Origin of the sequence: Shewanella polaris, from assembly GCF_006385555.1 — a bacterium.
Classification (GTDB): Bacteria; Pseudomonadota; Gammaproteobacteria; order Enterobacterales; family Shewanellaceae; genus Shewanella; species Shewanella polaris.
Genome location: NZ_CP041036.1, coordinates 2,462,020 through 2,488,528 on the forward strand (window position 1 = coordinate 2,462,020; position 26,509 = coordinate 2,488,528).

Consider the following 26,509-nt stretch of genomic DNA (forward strand, 5'->3'; position numbering starts at 1 on the left):
TATCAAACTTCGTTTGAATTAGATCGCAAGGTTCCACCCTGCACGGGCCAAAAGGGGATCAACAGCAATCCCCTCTTGGATCACCCTTGCCGTTCCGGCAACATTTTCGCTATTTACAAAACAACAGCTGCGAAAAGGTCGCCATGGGGATTGATCCAGCTTTTGACTTTATTGGGTAACTGCCTCAGCCTTATTCGAAAATGCTAACGCTTCCGATGGTACATCCTGTACCGCGAAAGCTAGCCTGACATCCATGTCAGGACTCACGCTATTTTCTTCAACGGCCTTAAGTTCAGGGTTGAATCACACCAATTGCGAGCAAGGTATGCAAATCATTTAATTGCCCCAAAGCTTGTTTAGGTTTATGGCCTGTGGCCACTAACGTCGTGGCGCTTCACCCACACCAGACCAAGAGGAAACCAACGGCTGTTCCCTCTTGGAACGCCCAGCCGCCCCGCAACATTTTCAAACAGCGAAAAGGTCGCCATGGGGATTGATCCAGCTTTTGACTTTATTGGGTAACGGCCTCAGCTTTATTCGAAAATGCTAACGCTTCCGATAGGCCATCCCTGGCCAACGAAAGCTAGCCTGACGTCCTGTCAGCCTCACGCTATTTTCTTCAACAGCCTCAAGTTCAGAGTTAAATTTATCCATTCCCAATCATGGCTTCTGACTCATTTATGGACATTTCCGAGTTGCGATGAACAAGTGCAGCTGAACTTTCTGATAACTTATTCTATGCCAAACACATCAATTGACTACAAAGTAGTGGCCAGCTTTGCTAAGACACTACAATAGCTTTAAGTTACTTGTAATGATGGCAGTATGGAAAAGTTTATGCTCGGTAATTCTTTAAACACAAATTAATTGTAAATTTAGCGTACCTTTGGCAATGAAGGTGATATCCGGCCAATATTCAAGTGCCAATGGTAACCACTGGTCTCAGAGGCCGAAATCAGGAGCTTATTCTTTGGCAATTGCCGCTCCTTGATGAGATAAACCTTGGGGCCTTGCTCTTGATTGTTATAGGTGCTGCCTCCTACAGGTAACAGGTTGATACTCAGCGGATTGGCTCCCCATTCCTTTAAGTACGCTCCCATATTTGTAGCATCCTTAGACCAACGGATGTCATGTATGACTTTGGTATGCCAGTTCCCACCGTACACTATCAGTCTAGATTCATGGCCTAGATAAGATTTTAGCCTGTTAGCCATTCTCAATGATCTTGGATTCTCATGGTCATCAAAAAGAACCAAAGTAAGGCCATACTTCTTTAACGGGAGTAGTCCCTTTAAAAGCTCAAACATAGCTTCACTAGTTTTGCCTGTGTGAAGCTTATTCCATTGGTAACTAGAAGTGATGTTCTCCTCAAATCTACTGGAATTTCCACTTACATCAGTTTGAGAATTCAGCAGCTCAACGGCTAGAGTAACTGGCCCTTTTTTCAATTGATTACAGACGATGTTTTCAATCCATTGAGGAGTCTCGACACTCCCATGAATTTCACCTAGTAGCAAAGGACGACTATTATCGATTACTGCCTCTAGCTCTGCAGGTAAAGGTTCGCAGGCCCAAGAAGTTATTGGTAGACAGGCTAAACTTATTAAAATCCATAATCGCATAACAGACTCCTTTCTAATCATTTAATATAGTCTATAGGCTCGATGTTGAGTATTCAGTGATTTTTTATCACTAAATACTGTATGGCAAACATAATTAGCTGAAGACTACTCAGCCTGGTTAGTTAACACACTTTGGGGCAGAAATAATTTACGTATCTAGGCTTATTTCTGGACAGAAACGGTTTAGGATAATTACTGATAACCAGAAATTCACATTAGTTCATGTATTGCAAATAAGTTAACTAATGCCTCTTTATGCATATTCACCTGTACCTGATTGCTCTTGAATAGCCTTTAATTGCTGGAGTTGACGACCCTCGAATTTTACGAACTCAAGTGCTTCGACTAAAGCAGTTGTTGCGATTCCTACAATTTGGTTTTTATACAAAGATATCATGGGCAACTCAGGTCTATGCCCCAGCGAGATTACATCTCCAACTGTATGGTCTCTTATCAAAGTTTCAAGATTTCCGTGCGCGCTGCGGCACAGGTAAGCATAAAATCCAGAATACAAATTAGACTCTCCCGCCAACTTGAATTTTTGCCAGATTTTCATACTATCACCCTTAACATTCTCACCTGACATTTTGGCTTGATAGACTTCAAATGATTTGTTCATTTCTTCAACGTGGGCAGAACTAAATTTTGTACACATTAAGTCTATATATGACTCAAGAGCACTGCGCATAATTATTGGTACTGAAGCAGGTTTACCCCTTTCACAAAGATAGTAAGAATCCGAACATAGCTCTGTTACACGAGTTGCTAGCAGCAACACATATTTCTGTTGCAAATCATAATACTCAATATTAGAAAATGCTTCATATTGCAAGCGGCTAACACTTAACCATTTATCCATTAGCTAACTATCCCACGTTTCATATGCATGTAGCCTTGTTAGGCGATTTTCCAGAGAGTCTCAAGTTAAGTTTTGTAAGACTGTTAGATCTATGAACTCACTCTAATAAACATGACCAATGTTAATTTCTAGGTACTTAAAGCTAGTACGCCTAATGTAGCAAGTACGGCTATAAGCATCCAAAACTTAGATGATTTAGTTTTCTTAGGCTCAGGTGGAGTAGTGTTTTGTATTGGGTTCAAGCCGAGTTCTACAAGAACTTCTGTATTTCTATCATGCTCAATTTCTCTCAATAATTCTGCTTCTTCATTTAATTCAGCCTTGTAACGCTTAATAATTGTATCTAACGATACATCTAACAAGTGACAGTAACTCTTAGCTGTGTGAGTATCTTTAATTAAATCGTATACATTATCTGGATCAGTAGTAAGTTGATTAATCAACATAAATTGGGGTCTACATATCGTGTGCTTCATCGTGTATCCGTCTATTACACAATTACGCCCATAACCAGTGACAACGAAACCGGCTACTAACTCAGCTAAAGGTGTTTTATCTTGGCTTTTATCGCGCTTTACCTGTCTTAACATAGACTCATAGGCCGAATATACCTTATCCCAATCTTGCATCTCTGTGGCAGCAACTAAATCAGTTTGCGACTCCCTCCATCTTGCATCGGCAATTGAAACATTTACTTCATCCACTTCCCATTCTTTTGCCAAATCTTTACGTGCATTCAATACTCCTTTATTGCCCTCATACCAGTCATTCCAACAACCATCAGCTAGAGCTTTTAGCTCTTCTAGAAGAAATAAATCACCCTCGCGGTACAGGCGTTGCTCACCAGATAATGGATCTTTTCTAGGATATATGGACTTCTTACAAGATTTACAATTTGCTTTACGTTTAGGTATTGTATCCAGCTCAAAGTCACAGTATGGGCATTTAGACCTAGTACCACTAGAAGCTGCAAGCTCTTTTAATTGTTCTTTCCTTTTCATACAAATTTCGCACCCAATGATTGATTTAAACCGAACTTACGTCAGCGTCCTACATTAGAAAAAATTGGTCAATCAGAACACACTAGTTTAGTGAAGATAATCTACTCTAAACCATTTAGGGACATAAACGTGTCAGATACACTGACTTTAAAAGGGACAAATTCAACTCTGAACTTGAGGACGTTGAAGAAAATAGCGTGAAGCTCACATGGATGTGAGCTTAGCTTTCGCGGTATAGGTCGTTTCTTGGCGTCCTGCCATCACGACATTCGTGAATCCATTCACATCAGATGTACCATCGGAAGCGTTAGCATTTTCGAATAAGTCCGAGGTAATCTACAAGCGAGGTCAAAAGCTGGATCTATTTCCGTCGCGACCTTTTCGCTGTTTGAAAATGTTGCCGGAACGCTGAGGGTTTGCAAAGGGGTGCAAGCGCTTTACCCCTTTGCTCTGGTGTGGGTGAAGCGCCACGACGTTAGTGGCCGCAGGCCATAAAGCAATAAGCAATAAGCAATAAGCAATAAGCTAAAAACAAACCTAAATTTCTGCTCAATACCATTACCGAAATAACGGTAGAATCGACCGATTTATGGTGGAGTTTATCGATGAGAATTCAAACGAAGTATTAAAACTCTGGTGTGGGTGAAGCACCACGACGTTAGTGGCCGCAGGCCATATTAATCCAATCCCAACTCCCCTATTCTACCGATTATCTGCCGTTGGCTTTTTCAGCAATTTGCGCTGCAAGGTTCTCCGATGCATGCCGAGTTGACGGGCGGTTTCTGATACGTTGCCATTGTTGTTGGCGAGGACTTGTTGAATGTGTTCCCATTCGACCCGCTTGGGATTAAGTGGCAGCTCTTCAATATCATCATAAACCGTTGTGGTTTGAGCCGAGACTGATAATGCATTTAATAAGGTTTGGGTGTCGACAGGTTTGGCGAGGTAATTGTCTGCGCCAAGGCGGATAGCTTCTACTGCGGTGGCAATGCTGGCAAAGCCAGTGAGTAATACCATTTGCACATGAGGAATAAGTTGTCTTAATGGTTTTATTAACAATAAGCCATTATGTTCAGCTAGTTTCATGTCTAACAAGATATGGGTTGGAACAAATTGCCTTGCCATTAATAAACTGTCGCTGGCGTGATGGCAGGTTTTGCACTCAAAACCGTGTTTGCCGAGTCGGCGGGCTAAAATGGCTGCAAGGGCTAAATCATCTTCAATAATCAACAGCTTGTTCATGGTGTTCTCTATTCAGCTTATATTGGCTTCAATTCGCTTCAACTTGTTTTTTGTTCGCTCAGCGGTAAGGTCACAATGGCTTCGGTGCCGCATTCAGAATGGGGTTTAAGGTATAACTTACCGCCTAAACGCTCGAAGCTGGTGTGGCTTAATAAAACAGCGATGCCCATCCCTTTGGGGCTTTTTACCATGTTACTGCCTAATGTATGAAGTAGATGGGTTGCAATACCGACACCGTAGTCGCGAATGATAATACTCAACTCTCTTGGTTGAGAAAGACTAAGATTTACATCGACCTGGGACGAATGTTGATTATCTTCACTGGCTTGGACGCCATTTTGAATAAGAGCCATTAATGCTGGCAATAACCCCATGTCTGTCAACACTATATGTGACTCAACCTGTGGTGCTATGGATATATTCAATTGCGCTTCTGGCATCAATAAACTTATTTGCTCGGTTAACATTGTCACTAATTTGTCGACGCGCTGCTCTATCAGTTTTTGTTCTCTAATCGATTCAGTCGCTAAACGTAAATCAGCTAAGGTGACTTCACAGCGATTTAGCGCTTGCTGCATTTCGCTGATCAATTCAGTTTGTTCAACATCATTGATCGAATCGGATAGTTCATCAACTAGTAAGCGTAATGTGGCTAAAGGCGTTGCCAGTTGATGTGCCATTTGCGCTGATGCGGTGCCTAACGCCAATATCTTTTCTTGGCGTAACTGCGCTTCTCGTAAATAGTGCAGCTCGGCATTTTTTTGTCTAATACGTTTGGCAATAAAGCCTACTGTGATGGTTAAGACTAATGCCGAAATAACAAAATTAAACCACATGCCTAAATAGTGCGACCCCATGTCCATACTGTTGCTTGCTGGCATAGCCTGATTTGCTTGCATAACATGATTCATCTGGCTCATGTCATGGCCCATTACTGAACCACTATTTTGTTCGGTGATATCAACAATCATCAAGCTATAAAATACTGTCGACACTATGGTTAAGCACCAAGGAGCCCATAGGGGTAATGTAATGGCTGAAATAGCAATCGGTAATAGTAGTAATGATACAAAGGCATTGGTTGCTCCGCCGGTAAAATATAACCACGTAGCCCAAAACAAAGTGTCTAATAATAAGGTTAAAAACAACAAACCATTGTTGTTCATGCTGAGTCGATGAAAGCGATAGCTAAAGCCGACATAACAGGCTTCAAAAATTAACACGTAAGACAAGGTTACTGGAGGTGTTGTTAAGCCAAATAAGTCTGTCGCAAACAAAATAAGGCCAATTTTAAGGCCCCAATTCACTAATCGCAGTAAGGCTAATTGTTGCTGGCTTGCGTTAAACGAAACATTCACATTTGCCATACTATCGTTTATCCTAATTTTTGTGATGTATTAAGCCAAAGATACAGCGTTGAAATATTGAGGGTCTTACAACACGGCGATTATAGGTCACTTTATCAAAAATTTACTCTCGCAGTGCCTATATTAACGATATTAATTCAGCTAGGCGGGCTAACTTGCTAGGGCCTGTTGATCTTTCAAGGTTGTTTTTGCAGCGAGTTGTTGGTCATTTGTACAAGGCAGAGACTTTGTGGTGTAGTTATTCTACATAAAAAGTCGATAACGCAGTAAAAATAACCAACAAACGCTGCCAGAAGGGTTCGGCTAAAAACGTTTTACTCTTTGTTGAACGGATTTTGCTTAGATGACTAGGCATCAATACATTCGCCTCGATTAAAACGTTTTTAGCTCGAACAAAATTCAACCAGCAAAGATGAACAGGCCCTAGTCAGTAAAATAGTTAATCAGCCACAAAAACGCCTCGCCTACCGTTAAATATGTAGATATAATGCATAGCAATTCACTCGACCAAATATAACAATTTCAATTTAACTACCCTTTTGACGGTTATTAACCGGTTAAGACTTTTTGCAGTGTTTGCTTTTATAGGTAAGTTCGTCGAAATATAGCCTGTTAAATTCCTAATGATAAAACCAAGGAAGATGTCCAATGATTAATGACATTATATCGCTCACCAACAATGTGCTGTGGGGCGACTACCAAGTACTCATTTATATATTGGTATTTGCCGGCATATGGTTTTCATTGAAATTAAGATTTATTCAGCTTCGCCATTTCGGTTACATGTTTAAAGTGATGAAAGGCAGTACTCAAGGTGACAAATCGGGCATTAGCTCGTATCAAGCATTATGTACTGGCCTGTCTGCGCGAGTGGGAACAGGTAACTTAGCGGGCGTCGCAATGGCGATTTCACTGGGTGGCAGCGGTGCAGTGTTTTGGATGTGGGTAATCGCGCTATTGGGTATGGCGACCGGATTTGCCGAAAGCATTTTAGGTCAGTTGTATAAAGTGCGCGACGACCATAAAGAATACCGCGGTGGACCCGCCTATTATATCCGCGCTGGGCTGAATAAACCTTGGTTAGCGGTATTATTCGCGCTGTGTTTATTCCTCGGTTACGGCATTAGTTTCAGTGCCATGCAAGCCAACACCATCACAGATGCACTCAACCACACTTTCGAGTTATCACCTGTATATTCCGGTGCGGTGATTACCTTTATTGCAGGCATCATCGTTATGGGAGGTCTTCGCAGTATTGCGCGTTTTGCTGAGTTCGTGGTGCCGTTTATGGGTCTGGCCTTTATTTTAGCCGCAGTCACCGTCACCATTATTAACATTCAGCTAGTACCTGGGGTATTGATGGATATTATTAACTCAGCTTTTGGGTTAAACGAAGCGGCAGCTGGTGCACTCGGTGCAGCGATTAAAAATGGGATTCAACGCGGTTTATATTCTAACGAGGCTGGTGCAGGTAGTGTACCCCATGCGGCAGCTGGCGCCACTCCGGTGCCAAACCACCCTGTTGCACAAGGTTACGTACAAATGCTTGGGGTGTTTATCGACACTATGGTGTTGTGTAGCTGTACCGCCATTGTGATTTTATTGGCCCAAGGCAATATTGACAGTGAAATGGAAGGCATTCGGATCACTCAAAACGCCATGACTTACCATATGGGAATGAGCGGTGATATGTTTGTGGCCATCATTATTACCCTATTTTCTTTTACGTCTGTGGTGGCCAACTATGCCTACGCCGAAAGTAACTTGCATTTATTTAAGCTCGACAACATTTATGGTCGCACCATATACACCCTACTGTATTTAGGCATGGTGTATTGGGGAGCTAACGCCTCATTAAAAGAAGTGTGGAACATGGCAGATATGGCGCTGGGATTAATGACAGTGGTTAACATCAGTGCAATTATGCTGTTAACCCCGACCATAGTGAATTTAACCCGCGATTACCAAGTTAAGCTTAAAACCACTAACCAGCCTGAATTCAAACTGGCCGATGTCAAAATTCAAGGTAAAACCGAAACTGGCGTGTGGTCGTAAACACAATACTTTAGGCTTAAATGAGTACAAACTCGTTGATGCGGAATTGAACCTATATTCAATTCTGCATTTTTGTTAATAACGCAGTTAATGCTTAAAAGAACTGCCTATAACTTATTATGATTAAAAATTTATATAATAGACTGGCCTTACGTTACTCCCTTAACGTAAAATGGTTGTTAACTAAAGAGGGACAAATGGCTAATATTTCTAAATTTGATCGCGAAGACGTACTCGAAAAAGCAAAAAACCTATTTTGGCAAAAAGGGTTTCTAGCCACTTCGACGCGAGAGATTCAGACTACCATGGACATGCGACCAGGTAGTATTTACGCTGCATTTGGTAGTAAAGCTGATTTATATCATCAGACATTAATTCATTATGCACACACTTCAGCTAACGAATTAAATGATAAAATAGAGCAGAATGAACACGTATGGGATGGACTGAAGCAATATTTACGCGGCTTAATAGTGCCTTGTTGTGCCACAGTTCCCAGTGAACTATGTATGGTGATGCGCACGCTGGCAGAACTTGACGAATCACATCAAGAAACCCTTAACATTGCTCGTGATTTACTGACTAAAGTTGAACATCGTTTTGCCAATATCATTGAGCAAGCTCAAACCCAGGGCGATTTATCGGCTAAATTGGATAAATATCAAGTGGCTAAAAAAATCCAAGTACACATTATTGGCTTACGATCTTACTTAAAAGCCACTGGTGATACTGAAACAGTAAGCCAGCAACTAGAAGAGTTTTTTGTTCAATTACAAAATCAATAAAAAAAGCGCCTAAGGCGCTTTTTTTATATCTACATCATTTTTATTGAATAATCATAAAAATTGAACTGTTAAATTGGAGCCCGTAATTATCGCTTGCCCAACATTGAGCTTGATGACTAATTGCGTTAATCATCTAATAAACAATATCTTGAGCCAACAAGCACGAATACACCCCAGTAAACAGTTGTACCGATTCAGTATTCTGATATTCACTAACCACTACCTTGTTACAGTTCACTATTTGAATCGATAGATTTAGTCACTGTATATCAAAAAACCGCTGGTTCTAGCCAGCGGTTTTATTTACATCAATAGATTTAGGTTTTTATACCTAAATATAATGTCTAAGGTTACTTCTTGCTGGTTGCTCTTAACATCCATGCAGTTTTTTCATGTACTCGCATACGATCGGATACTAAAGCTACTGTGGATTCATCATCAGCATCTTGCGCTGTTTTGAGTACTTGTCGCGCAGTTTTTATCACTTGTTCATGACCTTTAGTCAGTAATTCGACCATGTCAGCTGAGCTTGGTACACCTTCGACTTCTTTAATAGAGCTTAAACGGGCAAACTCTTTATAAGTTCCCGGTGCGGCTACATCTAAAGTACGAATTCGTTCAGCAATATCATCAACAGCAGTCGCAAGCTCAGTGTAATGTTCTTCAAACATTAAGTGTAGTTCGCGAAAGTGAATACCCGTGACGTTCCAATGGAAATTATGGGTTTGTAAATAAAGTGTATAGGAATCGGCTAATAAGCTTTTTAAGCCTTCAGCAATTTCTAGTCGGTCGTCTTTTTTTATACCAATATCGATGTCAGTCATTTTATTCCTCTCAAAGTAGAATTAATTAATCATAACATTATTGCATTTGTATAAATGGTAGATGTAATAGAGCTACAATTATAAAACATACATTATTTGTTAACACATCGCTTACATTTAATTTTTATTGAGCTATTTTGGTTTTATTTTAAAAACAAAAATACTCTTTAAAAACAGACTGCAAACATAACACTCACTTATATCTATAATCTTAGTTTAAATGCATCGCATCAATTTATAAAGTAAATTTACAATATATCTTAACTATTTAAAAACTTGAAACAATAATTAACGTATTAAGTACTTTATAAATTAATACTTTCGTTAACTCATCAAAAACCTTGTCTTTATTTATATTATCATGACTGCATAACGGATCAACTGTCTGTCATTAAACTCTGTTAATATTTTTATCTTATTCATTTATTAAAATATTGATCTAGATCATTTTGAGGTAGCACGAGGAAATAATACCAAATACATATACACCACTATGACGAGGTTAATCGCCAGAACTATCACACTGAGTAAGCTAAAGTGATTCACCATTTCATAAAGTTCAATAGGCAAGTATATCGCTCCACTTAACAAAGCGAACCACTGAGTCCAGCGCATGTTATGCCATAGCCCATAAGCTTCAACAAAACGCATCAAGGTATACACCGTGACCCCTAACGACATTAAGGTTAAGCTCGATTGTGGCAATGACCCAATAGCAGAAATAAAAATACTTGGGTAACGGTTGGCAGGATTAAGGTGTAAATGTGTGACTAACTGCTCTGCCAACAAAGACAAATTTTGACCTGCATACACATGTAGTCCTATCGCAACGACTAATGCCAACACTCCTTTAGTCGCCTCAAGTAATGCGACAGCGCGTACGCCTTTATCCAAATGCTTCATTATTATAGCTTCCCTGAAAAACTGACTGGTTTATTTTAACGTCTGATATTGACTAAGCCTAGGTAATCAACGGGATAAAATATAAATATGGAGTGTATCTAGCTTATGTAGAATTTAGTGTCATTCTGATAATGGAACGATTGGAGATGTAGATAATAGCTCTACTTGTTTACGTTCATCATCAGTTAATGCACCGTAATCTCTTGGGTATGACCAACCATATCCCCAACGGAATTTTGTCGGTAAATAAGGCGTACCACCTACTCTAACGCCAGCCAACATCAATAATGCAATTTGCGGCTGGCCCACGTTCGCCACACAAGCAAGCAGTGCCTTATCTGATGCCAAACGCTCGTCAAATGTACCGCCCTTCCAATAGTCATAATCATGTTTTTGGCAACACACTAACCATAATTCGCTTTGTTCAAACGTGCCATCAGGAAATGCACTGCAACCATCACTAGTAAAAGGCGATAGCGTGTCGGCCATGACAGGATTAATGAACATCGACACACTGGCGATAACCAAGGCTGCACAACCAAGATGGTAATTTTTCACTTTATATATCCAGCTCATTATCATTTCAAAACAATGATGCCACAGCAAACATGACAGTAATAGAAAATAAACCAGCATCGCAACATATTAACTCTCATCGTCAAGGGGTCACTCTCTTATGAGCATTATATTTAGTCAATTTACTAACACATTTCTGATACGGTTGATAAATATCGTAAAGCCAATTAAAGACGGCGGTATAAATTAAAATAAAGGTTAATACACCAGCTTCTAGTATTAAAGTATCCAAAAGGCTTAATGCCAAATACCATGACACAATTGGTATAGTCACTATTAACATTCCCCCTTCAAAACACAATGCGTGCACAATCCTAGTGAATAACTTTCGAGTAATCCGATTTGGACCAACTAATTTATCAAACCAAAAGTTATAAATATAATTCCATAACATCGCAAACAATGACAAGGCGATACTCACGAATAACATATCTAATGGATTTTGTTCAATTAATAATGCGCTTGCAGGTACGATAAAGGCCAATGCTATTACCTCAAAAGACACTGCGTGGAATGCTCTTTCTCTACTTTGCATGATTATCTCTATTTAATGGTGACGTTTTTACTATTTTCATCCAATATATAGATACATTAAAGTTAGTAAGTATCGGTAAAAACGATATGTATAGTATTGAACAGCTTCAAGCATTTGTGTTGACAGTCAGCACTGGGTCTTTTTCATCGGCGGCTAGAAGCCTGAATAAAGCCCAGTCAGTTGTCAGCCAGCATGTGATAAACCTTGAAATAGACTGCAATAGCGAATTATTTGATCGAAGCGGACGTTACCCTCAATTGACCGCTGCTGGTAAAAAACTGCTGCCTCATGCCCAAGTTTTGCTTAGCCAACATCAACGCCTGAGTGATTGCGCCCAAAGTCTGGACCAACAAGCAATATCTGAGCTGACGATCGGTTTGGATGAAGGGATCCCACTGCAAAGGCTGTTCAATATTATTAATGAGCTCGAAGCTGAGTTCCCGACGATCACGCTTGAATTTTTAACCGCATCAAGTATTGATATTATCGACATGATTGACACCGAACGGGCTGTAACCGGAATTATTTTCAGTGAATTAACCATCCCGACTCACATTGATTTTGAATCTATCGGGTCAATTAAGTTTGATATGTATGTGGCAAGTGCACATCCATTAGCACAACAAGTATGTGATAATTTAGCCAATTTGAAATTGTATCGCCAACTCTTAATTCGGTCACGAAACACAAAATCCAGTAGCTTTCAATTTGCCATTAGCCCAGATGCCTGGTACGCCGACAATTACTATATTTTGCTCGAACTTGCACTGCAGGGGCATGGTTGGTGCTTGTTACCTAATCATATTGCTTCCAGCTATGTTGATAGTGGAGAGTTAGTGTTATTACCCTCTGAATTTAAAGAGATTGGTTGGCAAGCAAATGTAGATGTCATTCAACACCATCGCTACAGTCACGAACCAGTATTTAAGCAACTCAGGCATTCTTTACGGCAATTATTGACGTATTCAACATGATGATGAAACGCTTTTAAACATTTTTATTTGAGTTCATAATAACCTCGCAGTTAATGACATCAAACGAGAAAACCTAATATGCAACAGCATCAACATCCCCCTGTTTATTTCGCACGGTTCTCCTATGATGGCTGTCGAAAACAGTAAAACAGCGCACTTTTTACAACAATTAGGTCAATAACTGCCTATACCTAAAGCTATTGTGGTGTTTTCCGCCCATTTAGATGCCGCTGACGATGTGCTGATTACCGCTGGATCGCATCCTAAAACCGTTCATGATTTCTATCACTTTCCTGACGAACTGTATCAAATTAGCTACCCTGCACCGGGTGAGCCTGTATTGGCAAAACAAATAGCTGACACCTTTATAAATGCGGGTATCAAGGTCAATATAGACGCAACACATGGTTGGGACCATGGAGTATGGATCCCATTGAGATTAATGTATCCGCAGGCGAACATTCCTATCGTGCAAATATCCATTAATACCCGTGTTGGCACTACAGAAAACTATCGATACGGCCAGCTCATCACATCGTAAAACACAACAATATTCTTATTATTGGTTCTGGTGAAATAAGCCATAATTTAAGCGAGGTTTTTCGTTAGCCCAAAACACCAAACGGTGTTGAAATGATGAATAAATTCACAAACTGGGTTGAAGTAAAACTAATGAATAACGATACAGAGTCACTGTTAAATTACCGATCTCTGGCACCATTTGCACAATTTAATCATCCGACTCAAGAACACTTTTTACCGCTTATTGCTTTTTTAGGTGCAAGTGAAACCAGTGCGGCTAAAAGGATCCATCAAGGTGTAGAATTTGAATTATTGACGCTAGATGCTTATTCGTTTAGTTAAACACAGCGAGTTCGGTGATTAGGATAGATGATTAATCATTAAGCTTATGTTTTAATACTATAAATTCTAGATACTATAAGAAAACACTCTCTCAAGTGTATTATTCAAAACCATTGGACGTAATTGGTAATTCGTCATAAAGTGCGATTATGTTTTTATTTTATTTTCGAAAATATCATAAATATACGCTGAGTAATTTTTTATAACTTATTGTTCTTCATTATGTTATTTTGCTTATATTACAGCATCAAATAAGTTATATTATTCAGGACGATATACTATAACAACAGTATCAAGCGTAAAATAACTAGACGTTGATCAATAGCCGCAAGGAGCCGATTTATGCTGATTGAACATAACATTGCTGACGTTTGTGTTGGAATGTATGTGGTCGAAATAACCGAACCCAAAGATACCTTTTCACTTACTAAACCAGGGGTGCTTAAAAGCGAGCGAGTTATTGAAGCATTAAAACGTAAATCGGTTACTAAGCTACTCATTGATACCAGTAAAACTGAAGTTAATATAGAAAAAGTTGAGCAAAAAGTCAGTAGGCCTATGACTCAACCGCCTCGTAAAGTCACACCAGCCCGCTTCGATGTCAAAGCAAACTTTTTTAATCAAGAAATCGTCAGAGCACGTCAAGTGTTTAATGAGTCAAAAGACATTCAAAAGAAACTGTTTCATAATGCACAACATGGTTTGCCACTGGACATGGATCCGGTGCAAAAAATAACCGCTGAATCAACAGATTTGATTTTTAATAATCCAAATGCCTTGTCGTGCGTGATCAATATCCGTAATAAAGATGAATACTTATTAGAGCACTCTGTGTCGGTATCGGTATTAATGACCATGTTTGCCATTTACAAAAAAATCGACAAAGGCATTGTTAATCAACTGGCTATTGGTGCATTTCTACATGATGTTGGCAAAATCATGATCCCAGATCGAATTTTAAACAAGCCCGGAAAACTGACTGATGAAGAGTTTCATATCATGAAAACTCATGCCAGTTATTCGATTGATATCATGAAAAATACTTCAGGTATCAGTCCACTGAGCTTGGAAGTAACCAGCTTACACCATGAAAAACTCAATGGATTAGGTTATCCATTTGGTGTACCCGCTGAAAAAATCACCCTTTATGGGCGCATGATCAGCATATGCGATATTTTTGATGCTCTGACTTCGAATCGCTGTTACAAACAAGGTTATGCCCAAGTTAAAGCATTCAGTATTTTACGTGCGTTAGCTGAAAAAAATGAATTGGATAAAGACTTAGTCGATCAATTTATTCGCTGTATGGGAGTTTATCCTGTTGGTTCGGTGGTTCAACTTGAATCAAATAGACTCGCTATTGTCGAAGACCATAATCGGAAAGACCCTATCCGTCCGCTAGTCAGACCCTTCTATCATTTAAAACCGGATCATTTTGAAGCAGGAAACAAAATTGACTTAGCCACAGTGACCGATGACTTAATTGTTAAGTGTGTGCGAGCTGATGACTTTAATCTGAACATGGAACAAATTTTTGAGTATTTAGCTCACGAAGGATAGAGAAATGCCATTAAACAAGTTTAATGGCATGAAAATCTTTTATTATTGACCATTTATCTAAACATTACAGTATAAACTGAGTCATTTGCTATTCAGATACAGGCAATACTTTTAGTCCAAATAAATATCGTGTCACCTTGAACGGCCTAATCAAGTAATAACATAGCAAGGCACACACCACAAAAGCACTCAATAACAAACTCACTGATTTAAGTGCGATTGAAGCCTGCCACTGCACTATATAAAACGCCAACATCACTATTACCGTTTGATGCAAAATATAAAACGGATAGATCAACTCATTGGTTTGGTATAGCCATGTTGGTGTTTTTTTAATATGGGCAATTGCAAAACCTGCCATGGTTAATAATCCAGACCAAGACACTAGCGTACAAACTAACCACCATAATTGCCAACGGGCAGTTAACGATAAATAAGGGCTTAAATCAGGTGAGTAATAGTAGCCATAAAACAGTGTTGAACTCACGAGCAAACTGGCTAAATAGATGTATCGATGTTTTGCTAACGCGCGCCAAATAAGCTCACTTTTGACAAAGCACATGCCTGCGAAAAAGAAAAACAAATAGAACACACTTAATGATAAGTTTTCGATATGGTGACTATCTGATGGCGCGATATATTTAAGCGCACCACGCAATACGATTAACAGCAAAACTAAAGAGAGCAAGCCAAAACGATGATGACTTATTCGTTCAAGCCATTGTTGTAACTTATTGCCGGTTTGAGATGTTAACAAATACCTAAATGGCACAGCAAGTAACATGAAAATGACTAAAAACTCAATAAACCATAAATGATTACTATCAAACGACAACATCAACTGGCCATAGGCAGATGCTAAAGAGTCATATTCAGTGATGTTCTCATAATAATGTTGTGGCGGCACAATCAATATCATTCCCACCAGCAAAGGGATAAAAAGCCGATGAAACTTACTCGATAGAAATTTACGAGCAGGCAATTTTTGCAGTAACAAAAAACTGGCCGCACCTGCAATAAAGAACAATGTTTGCAACCTGAGTTGCTCAAAATACACCATGATATCGTCAAGCACCTTGCTCGACTCATTGTTCATCACATGCCAGTCATCACCATTAAACGGCATAAACACATGGTGTAGGAACACAGCAAAAATCAGTGCTACTCGCAACCAATCAAGTTCTGAATAACGCTTATTTTGCAGCAAAATCTCACTCATAATAAATTCTTTCCGCTGGTTATTTATTTAACATATTGAATATCGTCGTTAACTTGACAATACTCAGCGGTAATACTTAAGCCATACTTTTGGCAATTTTCGCTTTGTTATGTAACGCCAGAGCGACAAAAGCATCTACAGTAGCACGATGATTGGTACACTTTACATGCAGCTGAGTGGGGATGGCTTTATGTGCATCCGTTAATTGTAAAAATCGACAACCTTGACTGAATAATTTACGAATACAATAAGGCGCAATAGCAACACCAAGACCAGCGGCCACTTCAGTTAACAAGGTTTGCATATGTGTAGGTTGACTAATAATATTTGCAGAAAACCCCGCTTGTTTACACAGCATAATGGTATCGTCAAACAAACCGACTGCCTCGTCACGGTTAAAGATGATCATTTTTTGCTGCTGTAATTGACCAAGCTCTATTTGACTATATTCAGCCAGTGGATGGTGTTGACCCACAACGGCCACCAACTTATCGATGTAAATATCACTGCTATTAAATTCATCCATGATCCCGCTAGGTAGTGGACGCGAAAAACCAACATCTATAAGGTTAGCGTTAAATGCTTCAATTTGTTCTGTAGCAGTCATTTCAAATAAAGTGATATGCACATCAGGAAACTGCTGCGAATAGCTGCGAACTAAATCCGCCATAAAGGTCAAACATGCTGAACTTAAATAAGCAATATTAAGCTCGCCGACTTGGCCATCATGGGCGCGTTTTACTTGGCTTTTAGCTTTACTGGTGAGTGCTAGTATTTGCTTAGCATCACTAAGTAATTGCTTACCTGCTGTAGTGATCATCACTTCACGAGAGTTGCGAGTAAACAACAGTACTCCTAACTCTTGTTCCAGCATGGCAATATGACGGCTAATAGCCGGTTGCACGGTGTTGAGCTCACGAGCCGCACCAGAAAAACTTTGATGTGACGCTACGCTGATAAAACTTTTCAGTGTTTTTATATCCACAATCACCTCAAATACGTTTTCGCTATAGATTCCATAAAATAATAACATTTTCATTATAGATGCTAACACTTTACTCTATAGCCAAATTATATTTAACCTCAACTCGGGTTAAGAGGTGGGATATGTAAGGCAAAAATGACAATATTCGGCCTATTTCATATCAAACTTGTCATTTGTTTTACTAACAAGGCGCATCGGTGCGTCAATAGCGAGTCAATTCAACACAGTTAGCGAGACAAAGGACTTTTTGATAACCGTTTATCCCGAGCGGAGGTTATTTACAAAGCCCCAATCACTGTTTAGTCAGCCAAAGGCAGATAAATTAGTTGCCATCGAGGGAATATATGAAAAGTTTACAACAGCAAACAGAAGCCAAAATTAACGAGGGACGACAAAAGAACCCTGATTTTATGAAAATCGTCGACGATATTATTGAGCAAGCAAAAGTATTTCAACAAGGTAATAGTGCGATTGACCTTGGCCAAAAAGCGCCTGATTTTTCATTAGCTAATTCAGATGGACAATCAATATCCTTAATTGATTTACTGCAACAAGGCCCTGTTGTAGTGACATTTTATCGTGGCAGTTGGTGTCCGTACTGCAACCTACAGCTTAGAGCATTACAAGCACGTTTAGCAGATATTCAAGCCCTTGGAGCTCAATTAGTTGCCATCAGTCCGCAAGTACCAGATGGCTCTATGACAAAAGATGAAATGAATAATTTAGACTTTTTTGTATTGTCTGATCAAGACGCAAAAGTGGCCTCACAATATGGTGTTGCTTGGGAAGTACCGGCGTTTCTCTCTCAGCATATGCGAGTAGATCGCAAACTTGATCTTGAGGCAATCAATAACGGCAATGGCAGTGTATTACCTATTCCCGCTACATTTGTCATCGACCGTGACGGAGTTGTCACCTGGCGCTATGTCGACGTTGACTACAGAACACGTTCAGAGCCGGATGATATTATCGAGGCATTAAAAAAGTTAACGTAATGACTTCTGACCTAATCAATAGCCCTTGTCTGTAAAAAATAGTTTAGCTAACCAATGTGCTGGCTAATGGTGTTTACTACGCTAACACCATCATAGCGCCACAATTTGTAGTCATCTCTTAGTACAAGCACTAAGAGATGAGCCATTATTTTATTAATGCGCTAACTCTGGCTATTTGTGATTGAAATAATAGACTATGTTGATGTGTTACCACCATACTTTCTTGCTCACCTTGTTCGATAAGTCGACATGCTTCATCGGCTTCAAAATGATATCCCAATGATTGTCTGTTATCAGTAAATGAGTCAACCAACTCATCTAGATGATACAAACTGCATTCATATGCCCTAAATGCGTCCGGAATAACAATGTACCCCTTGTCACCAATAAGATAAGCATTATTACTTAATCGGCACAGAAACGTCGCGGCTAAACTCACTGTGACATCACCACTTTTACCAATAATAATCACATCATCTTCAACACCTGTTTCACATACATGTGCTTGAACATACAGAATATCGATATCTGCTTTAACAAAATAATCGGCAATCGCCAATGGGTAAATTCCCATATCCAATAAACAACCACCGGCTAAATGCGGGTTGTATTCACGTCCATCTGGCGTAAATGGGATCGGATAGCCAAAATCGACTTTAACGTGTTTAAGCTGACCAATTCGGCCTTCATCTAGCCATTTTTTGGCTTGTTGCATTGCCGGTAAAAAATAAGTCCATAATGCTTCCATCAACAGCAAGCCTTTGTCTTTAGCTAGCTTAACCAAAATATGACATTCTTCAATCGACACCGTCATCGGCTTTTCGCACAACACATGCTTACCAGCCATTAAGGCATCAAAAGCTTGCTGAAAATGAAAATTATGTGGTGTGGCGATATACACGATATCAACTTCTGGATCATCAAATAATGCTTGATATCCTTGATAGGCCTTTTCGATGCCGTATTGCTTCGCAAATGCATTGGCATCCGTTTGTTGCCGCGCTGCAACAGCATATAAATGACTGTTAGCCGAAAAGGTTAAATCCTGACAAAATAACGCTGCTATACGACCGGCACTGACGATACCCCAATTTAATTTTGCCATAAATGATCCTTATTTAAGTGTGCTATAAATCCATCATCAGATAAGTAATCGAACAAACGCTATTGGCTGTTTAAGTTAACAAAAACCACAAGTCGATTGATACAAAGTAATACAAAATGACATTAACGCTATAATAATATCTAGGCCATAATCATTACCTCCGGTGACAACCGCTGGTATTTTAATTAAGTCATTAGATTTTTTGTTAAAAAAATCCCCAGCCATTTCTGGCAAGGGGACGATAATGATACACATGATTAGGTTTATTTTTAGTGGCTATTAACTATTTACAATGATTAACTCGCGTAAATGTTTAACATCATCACGTACGGCTGCAGCTTGCTCAAACTCTAAGTTCTTAGCATGTTCGTGCATTTGTTTTTCAAGTTTATCTATTTGATGACTTAAATCGGCAATGCTGCTGTATTTTGCCCGTTCTTCAGCCACTTCAGCATATTTAGAATGGTTTTTACGGGTCCCTTTACTGAAGTTAGTATCACCTACATCCATCACATCGGTAATACTCTTCACTACGCCACGAGGCACAATACCGAGTTTAAGGTTATGCTGGTGTTGCTTTTCACGACGGCGTTCAGTTTCTCCCATGGCCTTAGCCATAGAGTTGGTAATTCTATCGGCATATAAAATAACCTTACCGTTAACGTTACGGGCGGCACGACCTATGGTTTGGATCAATGAACGTTCCGAACGTAAAAAACCTTCTTTGTCTGCATCTAAAATGCACACCAATGACACTTCTGGTAAATCCAAACCTTCACGCAACAAGTTAATACCTATCAACACGTCAAAACGACCTAGACGAAGATCTCGAATAATTTCAACTCGTTCAACAGTATCAATGTCCGAATGCAAATAACGAACCTTCACCCCATGTTCGTCAAGATATTCACTAAGATCTTCTGACATCCGTTTGGTTAATGTGGTGACCAGCACCCTTTCATTTACCGCTACGCGTTTGTGGATTTCAGACAAGAGATCATCAACTTGAATGCCAACTGGGCGAACTTCAAGCACAGGATCAAGTAATCCTGTTGGTCTGACAACTTGTTCTGCAATCTCGCCAGTACTTTTTTCAAGTTCATATAAACTAGGGGTCGCTGAAACAAAAATGGTTTGCGGCATTAACCGCTCAAATTCTTCAAACATCAACGGGCGATTGTCCAAAGCTGACGGTAATCGGAATCCATATTCCACTAAGTTCATTTTTCGACTTCTATCACCTTTGTACATAGCGCCAATTTGCGGCACTGTTACATGGGATTCATCAATAATTAATAAACCGTCTGCCGGCAAATAATCTAATAAAGTTGGTGGACCATCACCAGGTGCACGGCCAGATAAATACCGCGAATAGTTTTCAATCCCAGAGCAATAACCTAACTCAACCATCATTTCAATATCGTATTGTACACGCTCGGTAATGCGTTGAGCTTCAATCAATTTATTGTTGTCGAGTAGATATTGACGACGTTCCCGAAGTTCTTGTTTAATATCTTCTGTCGCTGCAATGATTTTTTCTCGAGGTGTCACATAATGGGTTTTAGGATAAATAGTAGTGCGCGCTATCCGCTTGTTAATCTGTCCTGTCAATGGGTCAAATTCACTTAAGCGCTCAATTTCATCGTCAAATAATTCAATTCGAATGGCTTCGCGTTCAGATTCTGCCGGAAAAATGTCAATCACTTCACCGCGGACTCGATAAGTCCCGCGTTGTAATTCAATATCATTGCGTTTGTATTGTAATTCACTGAGCCGAATGAGGATGTCTCGTTGGCCCATAAAATCACCTTGGCGCAAATGCAATAACATCTTCATGTATGAATCAGGATCGCCTAAACCATATATGGCTGAAACTGAGGCAATAAGTACCACGTCTTTGCGCTCTAATAGCGCTTTAGTAGCCGATAGACGCATTTGCTCAATGTGAGCATTCACAGATGCATCTTTTTCTATAAAGGTGTTAGAAGCAGGTACATAAGCTTCTGGTTGATAGTAATCATAGTAAGAAACAAAATATTCAACCGCGTTATGTGGGAAAAACTCTTTCATTTCACCATAAAGCTGCGCAGCAAGGGTTTTGTTGGGGGCCATAATAATGGTTGGCCTACCCATTTGCTTAATCACATTAGCTATAGTGTAAGTTTTACCTGAACCCGTTACGCCTAATAGTGTTTGACTGGCAACACCCGCTTCTAAGCCATCGACTAATTTTTTTATCGCTGTAGGTTGATCACCGGCGGGTTCGAATTTGGACTCTAGAGAAAATACTGACTCTGACACTACACAATTTCCTATTTTATTGACTCATAATCATATACCAAAACACGGGTAAATGGCGATAGGTAATAGTATTGCACTGTTACTACTAACTCTAAAACAGTCGTTATTTTGATGATAAAGACTCATCATATTGATTCACTTTGAGATATTTAAGATTTACTTTAAGATATTTAATTAAGCTCATTATTGATTACCTAACCCATCAATATGACAAAATAATGATCATTATATGAAAGTTACAAACAACACCTTTAGATCGCCTAAAAACACCTATAATCCACAGATAAACATGACTAAAGCATAATTTAATACACAATCTTTAATTTAAAGATATTACAATTTTGCAACTGACAGAACAGTGAACAAAAAAACTTATTGATTTCTATATACTATTGATTAAAAACAACTTAATTAACCGCCAATTAATTGTACCATTTTAAGTCCGACCCAAGCGCCATAAGGGATTGCAGCTTATTTACAGTAGAAGTCCACAAGTTTATCCACAGATTTAGTGGATAACTCACTAAAGCTCAATACTGCTGCGGGGTAGCGCCCTAGTCTAATTCAAAAAAGTGTAAGAAAGTTATGATGAAATTTAATTACATTTGACTATTAATACGAATGATCACGACAATTGGTTATGAATAATGCGAATTAAGTTATTAAGCATTACCTTAAAAATACTTCATGGACGATCCTCACTACGATCACCGCTATAAAGTTGAAGTTTCTGATCAGCAACTACCAGCTTTTTTAACGAGAAGCGTCACAACTTAACGCGTAATTCATTAAGTTTAGCTAGTCAATATTCAAAGAATATCCATCAGAGGATTGCTTAACCTAGCAAAACTCACGCCCTATGTTCATTATTGAGGTTTCTAATTATTTCATTTATCGATTCTATTTCATTGAAACACACCATTAAGATATAACAACTAATGTAGTTTTCACTAAGGTATTGTCATTCAGTCTACCCATCAAGATTATGATGACAGAATGTCTCAATACTGTAATTAATTTATATCGTTTAAGATGCTCCTTATGCTTCGAATTTAGGGCTCAAAAATGTTGTAATAGACAGCTATTTATCTTTATCCCATATTTGAACATTCACAAAAATATCCTCGTAACGGCATAGCGTGTGAAATTTAAGATAAGTGATTAATTTTAAATTCATTGTTAAATATTGACATAAATGCCCAAAAGTCGTGCACGATGTGTATTTGATAACCAATTAGTCACATAAATGCGTTTTTTTTTATAACTCGAGTTGACTCAGTTACCAGAGCGTTTTACTATGCGCTCCGTTCTCAGCAATACATTGCTAAAAACGTTTCCCCAGTAGTTCAGTTGGTAGAACGGCGGACTGTTAATCCGTATGTCACTGGTTCGAGTCCAGTCTGGGGAGCCAATTAGTAATATAAGTTGAGATGTAAGCGTAATTCCCCAATAGTTCAGTTGGTAGAACGGCGGACTGTTAATCCGTATGTCACTGGTTCGAGTCCAGTTTGGGGAGCCAACGTTTACTGTATCGAAAATAATTCCCCAATAGTTCAGTTGGTAGAACGGCGGACTGTTAATCCGTATGTCACTGGTTCAAGTCCAGTTTGGGGAGCCATCGATACAAAAATTTGAAATATTACGCTTCCCCAATAGTTCAGTTGGTAGAACGGCGGACTGTTAATCCGTATGTCACTGGTTCGAGTCCAGTTTGGGGAGCCATTTCAAAATCTACATTATTAGTAATAACACGCTTCCCCAATAGTTCAGTTGGTAGAACGGCGGACTGTTAATCCGTATGTCACTGGTTCGAGTCCAGTTTGGGGAGCCATTAATAATTATTACACCTATCGATACAGACTTCTGCTTCTAAAGACCCCCCTTTCACATTGAATAACCAGCAATTTATTGATCACATAATATATCCTTTTTTAATCCCCATTCTCTATTATAAATAATGCCTTAGATTAATAATTAATCTGCTATAATCTTGGTTATTATATGCACTATTGTTGACTATTAACTTTTTGGTTAAAGATGTTGTTCGAATACTGATTGCACTAGAGTGGTGCCAAATCGAGCGGATTAAGCCAAACGGACTCATGGGAATAAATGTTTTATGGGCTTATCGAGATCCTTTCAACTTGTGCTTTTTATCGTTTTCGGTTTATTAATATTCCGAATCTACACGGTAGAAAATCGTGAAATACAAGCTCAAGGTGAAATAGCACTCGCTAATTATCAACAATATGTACAAACCATTGATAATTGGAATGGTAGTGGAGAGGTATTATACCAACAGATATCGAAAGACTTTCCTTTGCAATTTTTTCAATATATTCATGATATCGATAATAATAACAATTTTACCCATGGCAGTTTAATAAGCTCTTCTGACGATATTACGAGTCAAATCTTTAATATTGAACTCGGCCAAGTGCACAACTTCCCTGACGGACGTTTACAAATTAGACTAGATACCACAAACATTTTGTCGCCTAGTGTTAATGATTTTGAACAAACCACAACGTTACTCATTGTCGCTTACGCGTCTTTGATGTTGTTATTCGCACTATTAATGCAATTGCATCGTCGAAGAATTAACTATGCAACAGAATACATTACTCACATCCCAGACTTATCATTTCTCGCACTTGAAAAATCTCGCTTCCCTGGGGTACTTAGTCCCATAGGAAGTGCATTAGAAATATGCCGCAGCCAATTAAAACTCAGTTTAGAACGTGTACGTAAGGAGAACGACGAATTAACTAAAGCAGCTTATCAAGATCCGGTCACTGGGTTTTCAACTCGGCAGCGTTTTACACAACATATTGATGCGATAAGCAAATCCAATAAACAACAATATGGTGTTCTGGTGCTTGTTAGGGCGACAGAATTAGCAACCATTAATCAATTATATGGCCATGCTGCGGGAGATGATTATTTAGCAAAACTTGCTACCTGTATCCGTAAAGCTGTATCTATTCTTGGACTAAGTTTTTGTTTTCGAGTATCAAGTGGTGATTTTGCAATTTTTATTGACCGCATGACGCTTAATGAAGGTGAACGATTTTTAGAGCAACTTAAATGTTATCTCGATGAATATGCTCAAAATACCAAAAGTGACACTATCGCTCATGCCGGAATGGTGCCTTATGAACAAGGAAATAAACCATTAGCATTAATGGCTTTGGCTGATAGTGCTGTTAGCGTGGCACAGACTCTTGGACCAAATCATTACTATCAATTAGAAAAGTTAACGGGTAATGAACAATTCGGTAATGATCATTGGAAAGTCACTATTGACGATTTAATTAATCGTCGAAGTATCAAATTCTATCAACAACCTATTCAGCCCTGTAATAATGCTACTGCCGTTTACCGCGAATTATTAGCACGATTTTACAATGCCGAAGGTAAAAATTTGCCCACCACCACTGTTATCGCAATGGCTGAACGTTATGAGATGAGTGTTGATTTAGATAAAATGATTGTTATTCAGAGCATTAAACTTCTGCGTGATAACCCAAGTATCTCAGGGGCATTGGGAGTCAATATTAGTGCTTCTTCGGCGCTTCAAGAAAATTTTACCATGTGGTTAAAAGACATATTGTCTAAACATAGAAACATAGCGGCTCGATTAGTGTTTGAACTGAATGAATCTGGAATGCAGACTAATTTAGATGCTAGCCACCAATTTGTCACCGCAATGCATAAAGTGGGCGCAAAAATTGCCATTGAACGCTTCGGTTTAGGGTTTACATCATTTAAGTTTTTCCGTGAAGTTAAACCTGATTTTATAAAATTAGACAGCAGTTATAGCCAAAATATTGAACAAGATAACAACAATAAGTTTTTCATTCGGATGATCGTCGACATCGCTAAACGCGTTAGCATTCGTGTTATTGCTACTGGTGTCGAAAAACAAGATGAAAAACTTATCTTAGAAAAACTCTTAGTAGATGGTTTGCAAGGATATTATATTGCTAAACCTGAGTTATTGTTAAATAAACAGTAAAAAAAGTATTAATAAAGCTTAAAAAATGCGATTTTCTTCTAAGGTTGAACATTAATTGTTTAACCTTATTTTTTATCCGTTGTTTATCTGCGTCAAACCTAAGATAATACTGGGATCTATTAGTCAAAAAAATTGTAGCAATGACAGAGTACCTTCTCCTCTTGATCGGCACAGTGCTGGTAAATAATTTCGTTCTGGTAAAATTCTTGGGCTTATGCCCTTTTATGGGTGTGTCGAGCAAACTTGCCTCGGCCATTGGTATGTCCATGGCAACCACATTTGTACTCACTTTAGCGTCCATCCTAAGTTATCTAACGAATGAATTTCTGTTACAGCCATTCGATCTCAGTTATTTACGTACCATGAGCTTTATCTTAGTGATTGCCGTCGTAGTTCAATTTACTGAAATGGTTGTCCAAAAAACCAGTGCTTCCTTACACCGAGCCTTAGGCATTTATTTACCGCTAATTACCACTAACTGCGCGGTATTAGGCGTTGCATTGCTTAACGTCAATGAAGATCATAACTTTATTCAATCTGCAATATACGGTTTTGGCGCTGCGGTGGGATTTTCATTAGTGTTGATTTTATTTTCAGCGATGCGTGAGCGATTAGCTGCTGCAGATGTGCCATTACCTTTCCAAGGTGGCGCAATTGCTATGATCACTGCCGGTTTAATGTCATTAGCCTTTATGGGGTTTGCGGGGCTAGTTAACTAA

The 26,509-nt window shown here is 39.1% G+C and carries 22 protein-coding genes and 5 tRNA genes; 14 read left to right on the plus strand and 13 right to left on the minus strand.

Features of this window, described 5'->3' with window-relative positions:
- Positions 1–875: 875 nt before the first annotated feature.
- The 5 genes from FH971_RS10710 to FH971_RS10730 form a co-directional block, all read right to left on the minus strand.
- The gene (locus FH971_RS10710; protein ID WP_140234286.1) at positions 876–1,622 is read right to left on the minus strand and encodes an erythromycin esterase family protein; all 747 of its coding nucleotides are present in this window, start codon (positions 1,620–1,622) and stop codon (positions 876–878) included.
- A 253-nt stretch (positions 1,623–1,875) separates the two neighbouring features.
- A complete protein-coding gene (locus FH971_RS20455; RefSeq protein ID WP_206194416.1) occupies positions 1,876–2,481 on the minus strand; it encodes a DUF5677 domain-containing protein in 606 nt (201 codons plus the stop codon).
- 128 nt (positions 2,482–2,609) lie between these two features.
- Positions 2,610–3,482, minus strand: a complete 873-nt coding sequence (locus FH971_RS10720; RefSeq protein WP_140234287.1) for a hypothetical protein — start codon at positions 3,480–3,482, stop codon at positions 2,610–2,612.
- A gap of 702 nt (positions 3,483–4,184) precedes the next feature.
- Positions 4,185–4,724, minus strand: a complete 540-nt coding sequence (locus FH971_RS10725) for a response regulator transcription factor (protein ID WP_140234288.1) — start codon at positions 4,722–4,724, stop codon at positions 4,185–4,187.
- 38 nt (positions 4,725–4,762) lie between these two features.
- On the minus strand, positions 4,763–6,091 hold the full coding sequence (locus FH971_RS10730; protein WP_137226995.1) for a sensor histidine kinase: 1,329 nt from the start codon (positions 6,089–6,091) through the stop codon (positions 4,763–4,765).
- 648 nt (positions 6,092–6,739) lie between these two features.
- On the opposite strand from FH971_RS10730, the gene FH971_RS10735 reads away from it, so the two are divergent.
- Together FH971_RS10735 and FH971_RS10740 are read left to right on the plus strand one after the other, a co-directional pair.
- The gene (locus FH971_RS10735; protein WP_140234289.1) at positions 6,740–8,146 is read left to right on the plus strand and encodes an alanine/glycine:cation symporter family protein; all 1,407 of its coding nucleotides are present in this window, start codon (positions 6,740–6,742) and stop codon (positions 8,144–8,146) included.
- A 197-nt stretch (positions 8,147–8,343) separates the two neighbouring features.
- The gene (locus FH971_RS10740; protein WP_140234290.1) at positions 8,344–8,931 is read left to right on the plus strand and encodes a TetR/AcrR family transcriptional regulator; all 588 of its coding nucleotides are present in this window, start codon (positions 8,344–8,346) and stop codon (positions 8,929–8,931) included.
- 350 nt (positions 8,932–9,281) lie between these two features.
- On the opposite strand, the gene FH971_RS10745 is transcribed toward FH971_RS10740, so the two are convergent.
- The 4 genes from FH971_RS10745 to FH971_RS10760 all read right to left on the minus strand — a co-directional run bounded on the left by FH971_RS10745 (position 9,282) and on the right by FH971_RS10760 (position 11,769).
- The gene (locus FH971_RS10745; protein WP_140234291.1) at positions 9,282–9,755 is read right to left on the minus strand and encodes a Dps family protein; all 474 of its coding nucleotides are present in this window, start codon (positions 9,753–9,755) and stop codon (positions 9,282–9,284) included.
- A 444-nt stretch (positions 9,756–10,199) separates the two neighbouring features.
- Positions 10,200–10,658 (minus strand): DUF2127 domain-containing protein, encoded by a 459-nt coding sequence (locus FH971_RS10750; RefSeq protein WP_140234292.1) that lies wholly within the window; start codon positions 10,656–10,658, stop codon positions 10,200–10,202.
- A gap of 120 nt (positions 10,659–10,778) precedes the next feature.
- Positions 10,779–11,165: a hypothetical protein gene (locus tag FH971_RS10755; protein WP_140235570.1), complete on the minus strand. Its 387-nt coding sequence runs from the start codon at positions 11,163–11,165 to the stop codon at positions 10,779–10,781.
- A 151-nt stretch (positions 11,166–11,316) separates the two neighbouring features.
- A complete protein-coding gene (locus FH971_RS10760) occupies positions 11,317–11,769 on the minus strand; it encodes a PACE efflux transporter (RefSeq protein WP_140234293.1) in 453 nt (150 codons plus the stop codon).
- A gap of 86 nt (positions 11,770–11,855) precedes the next feature.
- On the opposite strand from FH971_RS10760, the gene FH971_RS10765 reads away from it, so the two are divergent.
- The 4 genes from FH971_RS10765 (at position 11,856) to FH971_RS10775 (ending at position 15,167) form a co-directional block, all read left to right on the plus strand.
- Positions 11,856–12,743: a LysR family transcriptional regulator gene (locus tag FH971_RS10765; RefSeq protein ID WP_140234294.1), complete on the plus strand. Its 888-nt coding sequence runs from the start codon at positions 11,856–11,858 to the stop codon at positions 12,741–12,743.
- A 205-nt stretch (positions 12,744–12,948) separates the two neighbouring features.
- On the plus strand, positions 12,949–13,284 hold the full coding sequence (locus FH971_RS20555; protein ID WP_240778281.1) for a DODA-type extradiol aromatic ring-opening family dioxygenase: 336 nt from the start codon (positions 12,949–12,951) through the stop codon (positions 13,282–13,284).
- Positions 13,285–13,376: 92 nt separating this feature from the next.
- Complete coding sequence (locus FH971_RS20560) at positions 13,377–13,607, plus strand: class III extradiol ring-cleavage dioxygenase family protein (protein WP_240778282.1); 231 nt, start codon at positions 13,377–13,379, stop codon at positions 13,605–13,607.
- A gap of 342 nt (positions 13,608–13,949) precedes the next feature.
- Complete coding sequence (locus FH971_RS10775; protein WP_140234295.1) at positions 13,950–15,167, plus strand: cyclic di-GMP phosphodiesterase; 1,218 nt, start codon at positions 13,950–13,952, stop codon at positions 15,165–15,167.
- 88 nt (positions 15,168–15,255) lie between these two features.
- On the opposite strand, the gene FH971_RS10780 is transcribed toward FH971_RS10775, so the two are convergent.
- A complete protein-coding gene (locus tag FH971_RS10780; RefSeq protein WP_140234296.1) occupies positions 15,256–16,386 on the minus strand; it encodes an acyltransferase family protein in 1,131 nt (376 codons plus the stop codon).
- A gap of 76 nt (positions 16,387–16,462) precedes the next feature.
- Positions 16,463–17,425 carry a LysR family transcriptional regulator gene (locus FH971_RS10785; protein ID WP_240778283.1) on the minus strand — a complete coding sequence of 321 codons (963 nt, stop codon included), beginning with the start codon at positions 17,423–17,425 and terminating at the stop codon, positions 16,463–16,465.
- Positions 17,426–17,715: 290 nt separating this feature from the next.
- Between FH971_RS10785 and FH971_RS10790 the strand changes: the two genes are divergently transcribed.
- On the plus strand, positions 17,716–18,366 hold the full coding sequence (locus FH971_RS10790) for a peroxiredoxin-like family protein (protein ID WP_140234297.1): 651 nt from the start codon (positions 17,716–17,718) through the stop codon (positions 18,364–18,366).
- Between the two features lie 145 nt (positions 18,367–18,511).
- On the opposite strand, the gene FH971_RS10795 is transcribed toward FH971_RS10790, so the two are convergent.
- Together FH971_RS10795 and uvrB are read right to left on the minus strand one after the other, a co-directional pair.
- Complete coding sequence (locus FH971_RS10795; RefSeq protein WP_140234298.1) at positions 18,512–19,471, minus strand: Gfo/Idh/MocA family protein; 960 nt, start codon at positions 19,469–19,471, stop codon at positions 18,512–18,514.
- 279 nt (positions 19,472–19,750) lie between these two features.
- Positions 19,751–21,772, minus strand: a complete 2,022-nt coding sequence (gene uvrB / locus FH971_RS10800) for an excinuclease ABC subunit UvrB (protein ID WP_137226983.1) — start codon at positions 21,770–21,772, stop codon at positions 19,751–19,753.
- A 1,335-nt stretch (positions 21,773–23,107) separates the two neighbouring features.
- Here uvrB and FH971_RS10805 point away from each other — a divergent pair.
- The 7 genes from FH971_RS10805 (at position 23,108) to rsxA (ending at position 26,509) form a co-directional block, all read left to right on the plus strand.
- Positions 23,108–23,183 (plus strand) — tRNA-Asn (locus FH971_RS10805).
- 32 nt (positions 23,184–23,215) lie between these two features.
- A tRNA-Asn gene (locus FH971_RS10810) sits at positions 23,216–23,291 on the plus strand.
- Between the two features lie 23 nt (positions 23,292–23,314).
- A tRNA-Asn gene (locus tag FH971_RS10815) sits at positions 23,315–23,390 on the plus strand.
- A 28-nt stretch (positions 23,391–23,418) separates the two neighbouring features.
- Positions 23,419–23,494, plus strand: a tRNA-Asn gene (locus tag FH971_RS10820).
- Between the two features lie 33 nt (positions 23,495–23,527).
- Positions 23,528–23,603: transfer RNA gene (locus tag FH971_RS10825), tRNA-Asn, on the plus strand.
- A gap of 288 nt (positions 23,604–23,891) precedes the next feature.
- The gene (locus tag FH971_RS10830; RefSeq protein ID WP_140234299.1) at positions 23,892–25,790 is read left to right on the plus strand and encodes an EAL domain-containing protein; all 1,899 of its coding nucleotides are present in this window, start codon (positions 23,892–23,894) and stop codon (positions 25,788–25,790) included.
- A 140-nt stretch (positions 25,791–25,930) separates the two neighbouring features.
- Positions 25,931–26,509 carry an electron transport complex subunit RsxA gene (gene rsxA / locus FH971_RS10835; RefSeq protein WP_137227484.1) on the plus strand — a complete coding sequence of 193 codons (579 nt, stop codon included), beginning with the start codon at positions 25,931–25,933 and terminating at the stop codon, positions 26,507–26,509.